This is a genomic window from Saccharothrix isguenensis (genome assembly GCF_052936305.1).
On record NZ_CP193626.1, the window covers coordinates 2,328,994 to 2,340,168 of the forward strand.

Annotated in this window: 11 protein-coding genes; 7 read left to right on the plus strand and 4 right to left on the minus strand. The window is 72.9% G+C overall.

Annotation, left to right across the window (positions count from 1 at the left end):
- Positions 1-46: 46 nt before the first annotated feature.
- On the minus strand, positions 47-2,764 hold the full coding sequence (locus ACRAKI_RS11215; protein WP_447006992.1) for an nSTAND1 domain-containing NTPase: 2,718 nt from the start codon (positions 2,762-2,764) through the stop codon (positions 47-49).
- Positions 2,765-2,905: 141 nt separating this feature from the next.
- Positions 2,906-4,045: an ROK family transcriptional regulator gene (locus ACRAKI_RS11220; protein WP_447006993.1), complete on the minus strand. Its 1,140-nt coding sequence runs from the start codon at positions 4,043-4,045 to the stop codon at positions 2,906-2,908.
- A gap of 95 nt (positions 4,046-4,140) precedes the next feature.
- On the opposite strand from ACRAKI_RS11220, the gene xylA reads away from it, so the two are divergent.
- The 3 genes from xylA to ACRAKI_RS11235 all read left to right on the plus strand — a co-directional run bounded on the left by xylA (position 4,141) and on the right by ACRAKI_RS11235 (position 7,960).
- Positions 4,141-5,277 (plus strand): xylose isomerase, encoded by a 1,137-nt coding sequence (gene xylA / locus ACRAKI_RS11225; RefSeq protein ID WP_447006994.1) that lies wholly within the window; start codon positions 4,141-4,143, stop codon positions 5,275-5,277.
- Positions 5,277-6,653, plus strand: a complete 1,377-nt coding sequence (locus ACRAKI_RS11230; RefSeq protein WP_447006995.1) for a xylulokinase — start codon at positions 5,277-5,279, stop codon at positions 6,651-6,653. Before xylA ends, ACRAKI_RS11230 begins: the two co-directional genes overlap by 1 nt.
- 302 nt (positions 6,654-6,955) lie before the next feature.
- On the plus strand, positions 6,956-7,960 hold the full coding sequence (locus ACRAKI_RS11235; protein WP_447006996.1) for an NAD-dependent epimerase/dehydratase family protein: 1,005 nt from the start codon (positions 6,956-6,958) through the stop codon (positions 7,958-7,960).
- A 6-nt stretch (positions 7,961-7,966) separates the two neighbouring features.
- Here ACRAKI_RS11235 and ACRAKI_RS11240 read toward each other — a convergent pair whose 3' ends face one another.
- Positions 7,967-8,212 carry a DUF6480 family protein gene (locus ACRAKI_RS11240; protein ID WP_447006997.1) on the minus strand — a complete coding sequence of 82 codons (246 nt, stop codon included), beginning with the start codon at positions 8,210-8,212 and terminating at the stop codon, positions 7,967-7,969.
- 73 nt (positions 8,213-8,285) lie between these two features.
- Between ACRAKI_RS11240 and ACRAKI_RS11245 the strand changes: the two genes are divergently transcribed.
- The 4 genes from ACRAKI_RS11245 to ACRAKI_RS11260 are packed head-to-tail and all read left to right on the plus strand — an operon-like array spanning position 8,286 to position 10,360.
- Positions 8,286-8,858, plus strand: a complete 573-nt coding sequence (locus ACRAKI_RS11245) for a nucleotidyltransferase family protein (RefSeq protein WP_447006998.1) — start codon at positions 8,286-8,288, stop codon at positions 8,856-8,858.
- Positions 8,855-9,103 (plus strand): BON domain-containing protein, encoded by a 249-nt coding sequence (locus ACRAKI_RS11250; protein ID WP_447006999.1) that lies wholly within the window; start codon positions 8,855-8,857, stop codon positions 9,101-9,103. The genes ACRAKI_RS11245 and ACRAKI_RS11250 overlap by 4 nt, the downstream gene beginning before the upstream one ends.
- Entirely contained in the window at positions 9,100-9,828 is a 729-nt protein-coding gene (locus ACRAKI_RS11255; protein WP_447007000.1) for a metallophosphoesterase family protein, read from the plus strand. The genes ACRAKI_RS11250 and ACRAKI_RS11255 overlap by 4 nt, the downstream gene beginning before the upstream one ends.
- A gap of 4 nt (positions 9,829-9,832) precedes the next feature.
- Positions 9,833-10,360 (plus strand): hypothetical protein, encoded by a 528-nt coding sequence (locus tag ACRAKI_RS11260; protein ID WP_447007001.1) that lies wholly within the window; start codon positions 9,833-9,835, stop codon positions 10,358-10,360.
- A gap of 172 nt (positions 10,361-10,532) precedes the next feature.
- Here the strand turns inward: ACRAKI_RS11260 and ACRAKI_RS11265 are convergent, their stop codons facing one another.
- The gene (locus ACRAKI_RS11265) at positions 10,533-11,051 is read right to left on the minus strand and encodes an SRPBCC family protein (RefSeq protein ID WP_447007002.1); all 519 of its coding nucleotides are present in this window, start codon (positions 11,049-11,051) and stop codon (positions 10,533-10,535) included.
- Positions 11,052-11,175 lie beyond the last annotated feature (124 nt).

Genomic DNA, 11,175 nt, shown 5'->3' on the forward strand with positions numbered 1-11,175 from the left:
CCCCGATTATCGGTCCGCGCCTGTCCGGCCGCATCTCACGCGACGATCACGCACACGGCCGGCTGTACTGCAACGCGCCCACGGCGGCCACGTACTGCTGCCACTCCTCGCGCGAGATGTGCACCTCGACCGCCGAGCACATCGCCGCGACGGCGGTGTCGAAGTCGAACTCCCAGTAGCGGGTCGTGCCGTTGGAGTTCGACGTGATCACCTGGGTCGGGGTGTTGCCGAACGCCACCCCGTGCACGCCGGCGGTGCTCCAGCTGATCCGGCCCCGCTCGACCGGGTGGGCGCGGTCCGACACGTCCCACAGCGACACCTTGTCGTCCTTGCCGACGGTGGCCAGCGCCCGGCCGTCGGGCCGGAAGCCCAGCGCCCGGACCGACTCCGGGTGGGTTTTGCCCGTCCACGTCTCCCTGGGCGCCCACTGCTTGGCGAGGTCCCACATCCGGACCAGGCCGCCGGCGAACCCGGCCGCGAGCGTGTGGTGGTCCGGCGACAGCGCGATCGCGGTGATCTCCCGGGCCGTCTCCAACTGCCCGATCCGCACCGGGCGCACCGCGTCGCGCACGTCCCACAACCGGATCGTGCCCGCGTCGTCCCAGGTGACGACGATCTGCCCGTCCTGGCTGTAGGCGACGCCGCTGACCGGGCGCGGGTGGCCGGCGAGGCGGGACTTCGCCACCGGCCGGGTCGGGCCCGACCAGTCCCACACCGCGACGTCGCCGACGTCCGACACGGTGACCAGGGTGCGCGCGCCCGCCGGGTCGAGGGCGATCCCGCGCACCGGGAAGCCGAACGTGTGCGCCACCTCCGGTGAGATGGCGTCGGTGACGTCCCAGACCCGGCCCGTGCGGCCCTCCAGCGTGGTGGCGAACGCCTGTTCCACGGCGTTGACGGCCATCGACGTGACCGACGCGCTCGGGTTCGTGCGCCGGCCCAGCGGGAGGTAGGTGGAGTCGTTGGCGGGCGTGGGCACCCGCGCGTTCGGCCGCGGCAGGCCGTCCGGGCTCAGGCCCTGGCCGGACGGGAACGCCGAGCGGCTGACCATGTCCTGGGCGCTCGCCGCGTGCGCGCTGAGCACGCCGTCACGCAGGTCGTCGGAGGGGTTGAGCTGGTAGGCGGCGATGGCGAGCTGGTCGGCCAGCCTCGGGTCGCTCCCGCGCAGCGCCTGCGCCTGGTTGGCCACGTACCAGGCGGCGGACGACCGCCAGCCGGCGGCGGACTCGTTCTGCGCCTTGATCGCGAGCACCACGGCGGTGCCCGTCAGCATGAGCAGCACGGCCAGTAAAGCGACCAGCTGCCGGAGCCTGCGGGTGCGTCGGTGGGCGAGCTCGCGTTCCCGGTCGCGGGCGCGGAGGCTCTCGGCCAGGAAGTCCCGCTCCTGGGCGCTGGTGCGCACGCCGTTGCGCTGCGTCCACTCGACCGCGGTGTCCAGCCGCGTGCCCCGGTACAGCGCGTCCGGGTCGCGGTCCAGCGAGTCCCACGTGGCGGCGGCCTCGGTGAGCTGCCGCATGGTGCGCAGCCCGTCCCGGTCCTCGGCGAGCCAGCTCTTGAGCCTCGGCCAGGATCGGATCAGCGCCTCGTGCGCGATCTCCACGCTGTCCCGGTCCAGGGTGAGGAGCCGGGCGTGGGCGAGGCGGTCGAGCACCACGTCCACGTCCACGTCGTGGTCGAGTTCCGTGCGCGGCAGCCGGCGCTTGGTGTCCTCGGTGCCGTCGCCCAGCGCCGTGAGCCGCAGGAACACCTGCCGCGCCAGCGCCCGTTGCTGCTTCTCCAACGACGTGTAGGTGCGTTCGGCGGTCTGCGCGATCGCGTGCTGGATGCCGCCCGCCGCCTCGTACCCGGCCAGCGTCAGCGTGGTGCCGCGCCGCCGCCGCCACGTTTCGAGCAGGGCGTGGGACACCAGGGGCAGCACGCCCGCCTGGCCGGTGGCGTCCGCGATGAGCCGGGACACCAGGGCCGTCTCGACCGTGCACGACGCCTTCACGGCGGGCTGCATGATCACCTGGCGCAGTTCCTCCGGACCCATCGGCCCGAGCAGCAGCTGGCCGTCGGTCAGCGCCTCCACCAGCGCCGGGTGGTGCGCGCAGTGCCCGTAGAAGTCCGCCCGCACGCCGAGCACGACCTTGTACGGGGCGTGCAGCAGGGCGTCGATGTACGCGGTGCGCTGGTCGGCGTCCTGCCAGAGGGTGAAGACCTCTTCGAACTGGTCCACGATCAGCAGGTCGGCGGCGACCTCGGGCTCGTCGTGCCCGCTGGGCGTGGTGACCACGACCCGGCCCTCGACCCGCGGCACGAGGCCCGCGCGCAGCAGGGACGACTTGCCCGCGCCGGACGCCCCGAACACCGCGACGAACCGCCGGTGCGCGATGCGCTGCTCCAGGTCGTCCAGCAGGTGGTCGCGGCCGAAGAACCACTCGGCGTCCTCGGTGCCGTAGGCGGCCAGACCGGCGTACGGCGGGTGGCCCTCGTCGGGGCTCGGCTCCGGGTGGGGCAGCACCTCGGCGGCGACCTGGTGCCAGCGGTCCTCCCACTCGTCGACGTCGCCCTCGCAGGCGCGCACGTAGGCCAGCGTCACCGCGAGCGTCGGCAGCCGCCGCCCGCCCGCCGCGTCCGACAGCGTCGTCGCGGAGTAGTGGGCGCGGGCTCCCAGCTGCCGGTAGCTGCACCCGCCCGCCCGGTCCCGCAACGACCGCAGGTCCGCGGCGAACTTGAGCAACGGGCTGTCGCCGACGTCCAACGGACGCTCTCCACGCGGCACCGGTCCACCCCCGCCCAGTCACTGCCGATTGTGCGCACCGTCGCGCGCATCGCCAAACGTGGCATCCAGGCTGACAGACGACGGCCCGGCACGCGGCCACATCGGACGCGTGCATTCGGGTGAAGCGCGCTGCCCCTTCGGTCAGGCGAGGACGGACGTCACGTACAGGTCGGGGTCGGCCAGGATGGCGCGGACGGCCGTGGTGGCGGCTCCCCGGACGGCAGCTTCGGCGCCCAGCGAGGACGCGACCACGCGGACCGGGGACCACTCGGCGCTCACCACGCGCCGGTCCAGTTCGGCGTGCAGGGGCCCCCGGAGCCACGGCTCAAGCCGGGCGTAGGTGCCGCCCAGGACCACCGTGGGCAGGTCCAGCAGGTTCACCGCCCCCGACAGCGCCACGCCGAGCCACTTCGCCGCCGTGCGCACCGCCGTCGTCGCCGTCCGGTCACCCGCCGCGAGCCGCGCCAGCAGCTCGTCCACACCGGTGACGCCCGACGCGCGCACGATCTCGTCCTGCCCCGCCAGCCGCTCCAGGCACCCCCGCGACCCGCACGCGCACTGCGGCCCGCGCGGGTCGACGGACAGGTGGCCGATCTCGCCGCCGAACCCGGACAGCCCTTCGAACAGCGCGCCGCCGACCACGATCCCGGCGCCGATGCCGATCTCACCCGAGATGTGCAGGAAGTCCGCGTCCACGTCGCCGTGCCACAGCTCGGCCAGCGCGGCCAGGTTCGCCTCGTTCCCGACCAGCACCGGCACGTCCAGCGCCATCCGGCGGGTCAGCTCGCCCCGCACGTCCACCTCGCGCCACCCCAGGTTCGGCGCGACCCGCAGCGACCCGCCGGCCACCTCCACCAGGCCCGGCACGGCCACGCCGACCCCGCCGATCGGCACCTCCTCGCGCGCCGCCGTCCGCACCGCCGCCGCGACCTTGGCCAGCACGCGGGCGGGGGAGGAGGCACGATTGTCGCTGGGCCGCAGCCACCGCGCCCGCACCCGCCCGGTGAGGTCGACCAGGCACGTGGCCAGGTAGTCGACCCCGATCTCGACCCCGAGCCCGTGCGGTCCGGTGGGTGCCAGGTGCAGGGCGGTGCCACGCCGGCCGGGACCGGACCTGGCCTGCGCCTCGCCCTCGGCCACGAGCCCGGCGCCGATCATCCGGTCGACGAGGCTGGACACCGTCGCCTTGGTCAGGCCGGTGCGGGCGGCCACGGCCGCGCGGGACGAGCCGGGCGCGTCGGCGATGGCGTCGAGCACGAGGGCGGAGTTGTGCCGTCGCACGGTCCGCTGACTGGCTGGCTGTGGTCGGGACACCCACTGGATACTAGCGGCCGAGTGAGATAAGTTCAGGCATCAAACTTATTGGAGGTGCCCTCGTGGACAAGTTCAGCTTCGGCCTGTGGACGGTTGGCTGGCAGGGACGCGACCCGTTCGGTGACGCGTCCCGCCCCGTGTTGGACGCGCCGCTCGCGGTGCGCAAGCTCTCGGAACTGGGTGCCTGGGGCATCACGTTCCACGACGACGACCTGTTCCCCTTCGGCTCGGACGCCGCCGAGGTGGGCAGGCGGGTCTCCGCGTTCCGCGCGGCGTTGGACGAGACCGGCATGGTCGTGCCGATGGTGACCACCAACCTGTTCACCCACCCGGTGTTCAAGGACGGCGGCTTCACCAGCAACGACCGCTCGGTGCGCCGGTTCGCGCTGCGCAAGGTGCTGCGCAACCTCGAACTCGCGGCCGAGCTCGGCGCGGAGACCATCGTGATGTGGGGTGGTCGCGAGGGCTCCGAGGTGGACGCGGGCAAGCCCGTGCACGCCGCTCTCGACCGCTACCGCGAGGCCGTCGACACGGTCGCGCAGTACTCGGTCGACCAGGGCTACGGCTTCCGCTTCGCGCTGGAGCCCAAGCCGAACGAGCCCCGCGGCGACATCCTGCTGCCCACGATCGGCCACGCCCTGGCGTTCATCTCGACGCTGGAGCACCACGAGCTGGTCGGCGTGAACCCCGAGGTCGGCCACGAGCAGATGGCGGGCCTCAACTTCGTGCACGGCATCGGCCAGGCGCTGTGGCAGAAGAAGCTCTTCCACATCGACCTCAACGGCCAGAAGGGCCCGCGCTACGACCAGGACTTCGTGTTCGGCCAGGGCGACCTGCTGTCCGCGTTCTTCCTGGTCGACCTGCTGGAGAGCGGCGGCTACGAAGGCCCGCGGCACTTCGACTACAAGCCGCTGCGGACCGAGGACCTGGACGGCGTGTGGGCGAGCGCGGCGGCCAACATGCGCACGTACCAGCTGCTGCGCGAGCGCGCCGCGGCGTTCCGGGCCGACCCGGAGGTGCAGGAGGCGCTGAAGACCAGCGGCGTGTACGAGCTGGCCGAGCCGACGCTCGACGAGGGCGAGTCCATCGCGGACTTCCTCAAGGGCGAGGACATCGACCCGGACGTCGCCGCCGAGCGCGGCTTCGGGTTCGTGCGCCTGGGCCAGCTGGCGACCGAACACCTGTTGGGCGCGCGCTGATGGCGCTCGTCGCGGGCGTCGACTCGTCCACCCAGTCGTGCAAGGTGGTGGTGCGCGACGCGGACACCGGCGCCCTTGTGCGGCAAGGACGTGCGGCGCACCCGACGGGCACCGAGGTGCACCCCTCCGAGTGGTGGGACGCCCTCCGGACGGCCATCGCGGACGCGGGCGGCCTGGACGACGTCGACGCCGTCTCGGTGGGGGCGCAGCAGCACGGCATGGTGACGCTGGACTCCGCCGGCGAGGTGGTGCGGCCGGCGCTGCTGTGGAACGACACCCGTTCCGCGGCGGCGGCGGCCGACCTGATCACCGAGCTGGGCGGTCCGGGCAAGTGGGCCGAGGCGACCGGCAGCGTGCCGGTCGCCTCCCTCACCGTGACCAAGTTGCGGTGGCTGGCGCGGCACGAACCCGAGTCGGTGGCCCGGACGGCGGCGGTGTGCCTGCCGCACGACTGGCTGACGTGGAAGCTGTCCGGCGGGACGTCCCTGGACGCCCTGACCACCGACCGCAGCGACGCCAGCGGCACCGGCTACTGGTCACCGTCCACAGAGGACTACAGACCCGATCTGCTGGAGCTGGCGCTGGGGAAGGTCGTCGCGGTCCCGCGCGTGCTGGGTCCGGCCGAGCTGGTGGGCCGGTTCGGCGCGGGCGCGGGCGACAACGCGGCGGCGGGCCTGGGCGTGCAGGCTCAGCCCGGTGACGTGGTGGTGTCCATCGGCACGTCCGGCACCGCGTTCGCGCGGTCGCCGCACCCCGTCGCCGACGGCACCGGCATCGTCAACGGTTTCGCCGACGCCGAGGGCGGCCACCTGCCGCTCGTGTGCACGCTCAACGCGTCGCGGGTGCTCGACGCGACCTCGGCGATGCTGCGGGTCGACCTGGCCGAGCTGTCGGACCTGGCCCTGAGCGCCCCCGCGGGTGCGGACGGGCTGGTGTTCGTGCCCTACCTGGAAGGGGAGCGGACGCCGAACAAGCCCGACTCCACCGGCGCGCTGCACGGTCTGCGGTTGGACACGATGACCTCGGCGCACCTGGCGCGTGCCGCGGTCGAGGGTCTGCTGTGCAGCCTGGCCGATGCGATGGACGCGCTGGTGGCGCTGGGTCTGCCGGTGTCCCGGGTGCTGCTGATCGGCGGTGCGGCCCGGATGCCCGCCGTGCAGCGGCTGGCGCCCGCCGTGTTCGGCTGCCCGGTGGTCGTCCCGTCGCCGAGCGAGTACGTGGCCGACGGCGCGGCCAGGCAGGCGGCGTGGGCGTTGAGCGGCGCCGACGCGCCGCCGATCTGGTCGGAGCTGGCGTCGACCTCGGTCGAGGCCGAGCCGACGCCGTGGGTGCGGGAGCGCTACGCCGCAGTGCGTGAGCTGACCGCCACCCGCTGAGTCCTGACGGGGTGCCTCCGCAACTGGGCCGCCAGGTGCGGGGGCACCCCGTCGGCCACTCGTCGCGCCGGGTGACCGAAGCCCTCAACGGTGGACAGCCGGACGCCAACGCATCGTCGGGGTGGTCGCGCCTCCGCTTCCGGTCGGCCGACCGGAGGCGGAGGCGCCCCGATGCGGTCGAGGAGCACGGGTGAGGCGATGGCGTCGAACCTCCACGCGGCGGCCCTGGCCCTGGCGAAGTGCCCGGTCCCCGCACCGCCGTCGAGTGGGTGACCCGGCGCGCGGGTGGGTATTCGGCGGGTATGAGGATCGTCGTCACCGGCGCTACCGGAAACCTGGGGACCGCGTTGTTGCGCCGGCTCGGAGACGAGCCGGACATGACCGTGCACGGGATCTCCCGTCGACCGCCTGAGAGCCGCCCGCCCTACGACATCGAGTGGACCCCGGTCGACCTGGGGCGCGAAGGGGCGGAGGAACTGCTCGTCGACGTCTTCCGACGGGCGGACGCGGTGGTGCACCTGGCGTGGCTGATCCAGCCCAGCCACGACGAACGGGTGCTGTTCCGGACGAACGTCGCCGGCAGCGACCGCGTGTTCAAGGCGGCGGTCAAGGCGGGGGTCCGGCACGTGGTGCACATGTCGTCCGTAGGCGCCTACTCGCCGGCGGCGAAAGACCACACCGTGGACGAGAGCTGGCCGACCGACGGCGTCTCCACCTCGTACTACAGCCGGCACAAGGCGGCCGTGGAGCACCTGCTGGACCGGGTCGAGCGCGAGCACCCCAGCCTGCCCGTGACCCGCGTCCGCCCCGGGCTGGTCCTGCAACCGGACGCCGCGGCCGAGATCAAGCGGTACTTCCTGGGGCCGCTCGTCCCGCACGGCCTGTTCAGGGTGAGGCTGCCGGTGCTGCCGCTGCCGCGCTCGATGGTCCTCCAGTTCGTGCACGCCGACGACGTCGCGGACGCCCTGGTGAAGATCCTCGCCACGAAGGCCGAAGGCGCGTTCAACCTGGTCTCGGACCCGGTCGTGACGCCTCAGGTGCTGGCCGAGGTGATGGGCACCCGGCACGTCCCGATCCCGCCGACCGCCCTGCGCACCGCCGCGCGGATCAGCTGGCGCCTGCGCCTGCAGCCGACCTCGCACGGCTGGGTCGACCTGGCCCTCACCGCGCCGCTGCTGGACGCCACCAAGGCCTTCGCCCGGCTCGGCTGGTCACCCCGCCACAACGCCCGGGACACGCTGAAGCAGCTCCTCGACGGCCTCGGCCGCAAGGAGGGGTTCCAGCCCAGCCCGCCGCTGCACCCGTGAGCCGGGTCAGGAGCCTCCGAACAGGTTGGTCCAGCCCATCACCTGGGCCACGATGAACGCCACCGTCAAGGCGGTCACGACCAGCACCGCCACCAGCGTGATGATCGGGCCACGCCGGCTCGGCATGGGCTGCGGGTGGGACAGGCCGGAGGTCTGGCCGGAGTCGGGCGGCGTCTCGCCGGGCGCGACCCCGCCGCCGGGCTCCAGACCGGGTGTCCGCGCCGGGTCGGGATCGGGAGGTGTGGCAGTCATACCGGTGGACTACCCCGTCCGCGGACGTCCTACCTGCCGTGTGAACATCGACCTGGACGGGTAGTCACCCCGCATGAGCGGTGTCCAAGACGAGCTGCTGCGCACCCTGACGAAGGTCGCCAAAGCCCTGCGCGCGCACGACATCCCGTTCGCCCTCGCGGGCGGGTGCGCGGTGTACGCGAGGGGCGGACCGGCGACGGAACACGACGTGGACATCCTGGTGCGCGAACAGGATGCCGGACCGGCGGTGACCGCGCTGGTGGAGGCCGGCATGCGGGCCGCGAACCCACCCGAGGACTGGTTGCTGAAGGTCTACGACGGCGAGTCGCTGGTGGACCTGCTGTTCCGGCCGAACGAGATCCCCGTGACCGACGAGACGCTGGGCCGGGCCGAGGAGTTGGCCGTCGGCTCGGTGACGCTGCCGGTGATGCCCGCGACGGAGGTGATGATCAGCAAGCTGCTGGTCCTCGACGGGCACCGCTGCGACTTCAGCGAGCTGCTGCCGTTCGCCCGCGCGCTGCGCGAGCAGATCGACTGGGAGCACGTCCGCGAAGCGACCAAGCACTCTCCCTACGCCGAGGCGTTCCTGGTGCTCGTCGAACGCCTCGACCTCCTGCCACCCTCGCTGACGAGGAGCGCCTCATGACCGCGGAGCAATATCTCGCCGCCCGGCTGCGCCAAGCGCTGGCCGAAGACCCGCGCACCACCGAGCTGGGCGTGCGCGTGACCGTGCGCGGTGACCACGTGCTGCTGTCCGGCGACGTGGCCAGCCCCGGCCGCCGCGCCGAGCTGGAAGCGGTGATCCACGACGTGGCGCCGGAGCTGACCGTGCTCGACGACGTGAAAGTGGTGCCGTCCGACGCCCCGGTCGGCCGAGAGGAGATTCGATGATCCGCATCGCCGCCGTCGGTGACGTGCACCTGGGCGAGGACGCGCGAGGTCGGATGCGTCCCGCGCTGGACCAGCTCGGCGAGCAGGCGGACGTGCTGCTGCTGGCCGGCGACCTGACCCGGCACGGCACGGTGTCCGAGGCGCGGGTGGTGGCCGACGAGTTCGGCGGCCTGGCCGTGCCGGTGATCGCCGTGCTGGGCAACCACGACCACCACGACGACCAGCCGCACGAGGTCACCACGGTGCTCCGGGACGCGGGCATCACCGTGCTGGAGGGCGAGACCGCCACCGTGACCGTGGACGGCCACACGTTGGGCGTCGCCGGGGTGAAGGGTTTCGGGGGTGGGTTCGCGGGCAAGTGCGGCAGCGCGTTCGGCGAGCCGGAGATGAAGGCGTTCATCCGGCACACCACCGAGATCTCCGAGTCGCTGCGGGTCGCGCTGGAGGGCCTGGACACCGACGTGAAGGTGGCTTTGACGCACTACGCGCCGGTGCCCGACACGCTGCGCGGCGAACCGCCGGAGATCTACCCGTTCCTCGGCTCCTACCTGCTGGGTGAGGCGATCGACTCCACCGACACCCACCTGGCGGTGCACGGGCACGCGCACTTCGGCGTGGAGCACGGCATGACCCCGGGCGGGGTGCGGGTGCGGAACGTCGCACAACCGGTCATCCGGTCCGCGTACACCGTCTATTGCGTGGAACCCGCTGTGGTGGAGGTGTAGCCGCATGGAAGAGCAGAGGACCGAGGGGCCGTCCGTGGTGTGGGCCGGGCCGCCCGACGCGCCGGCGGTGGTCGTGCTGGACCCGGCCGGTGTCGGCAGGCACGGCGACCTGCCCGGGACGTGGCGACCGCTGACCGAGTACCTCCAGGTCATGTGGTGCCGGCTGCCCGCGACGGACGAGCCGTGGCGCGAGGTGGACGAGGTGCTGGCCGAGTTCGTCGACCGCGGGGTGCCGGTGCACCTGGTGGCGGGCGCGGCGGCCGGCGCGGAGGTGGGTGAGCTGGTCCGGCGGCACGAAGGGCTGATCAGCTCGGTGCAGACGTTCGCCGCGCCGGTGCCGCTGGGCCACCCGGAGGTGGTGCTGGAGGTGCTGCGCGAGCTGCTGGACCTCGACGTGAGCCCGGGACCCGCCCCGGGGGAGCAGGACCGGCCCGCGCAGGACGGCGGTGACGTCGGTTCGCTGCTCGGTGACGCGGCCTCCGCGTTGCGGCAGTCGGTGAGGCAGCTGTTCGACCGGCTGAGGGACGGCTAGGAGCACCGGTCGAAGCACTCGGCGCATGGGAAAGGCCCGTGAACCTCACGGGCCTTTCCCATGCGCTGCGTTGCACTGAACGGGCGGGACGGTCGACTGCCGTCGACCGGCGGACGGGCCGCGGAATCGGCGGGCGTGCCCAACTCCGTCTCCGCGGCTACCGCCCCCGCGCTCATTGCAGCGGATCCCCCGGGCGTCCGCCGTCCGGCAGGTCGTGACGGGTCTCGCCGGCCTGCGGCGGGCGGCTCACGTCGCCTCGCCACGCGCCGGTCTCGCCGCCCCGACCCTCGATGAACTCCTTGAACCGCTCGAGGTCGCCGGACACCCGGTGGTCGACCAGGCCGATCGCCGCGCCGGCCTTCTCGGTGAGCGTCTGGGGGTCGTACTCCATCTGGACGTGGACCCGGGTCCTGTGCGCGTCCAGCCGGTGGAACGTCACCACGCCGCCCTGCGGCGGGCCGTCCACGGTGTGCCAGGCCACCCGCTCGTCCGGGTGCTGCTCGGTGATCTCCGCGTCGAACTCCCTGGTCACGCCGCCGATCTTGGTGACCCAGTGGGTGCGGGTGGGTGTCACCTGCGTGATGCGCTCGACGCCCTCCATGAACTGCGGGAACGATTCGAACTGCGTCCACTGGTTGTACGCGGTCGTGACCGGGACCTCGACGTCCACGGACTTCTCGATCGTCGTCACTGCAACAACCTCTCCATCGGGAATCGAGTTCGACACTCGGGTACCCGTCCGAGCGGTGTCCACACTTATGCCGGCGCACTACGGGGTGACGGTGAGTAGCGGTTCGTCGAGAAGTGTTTGCTTC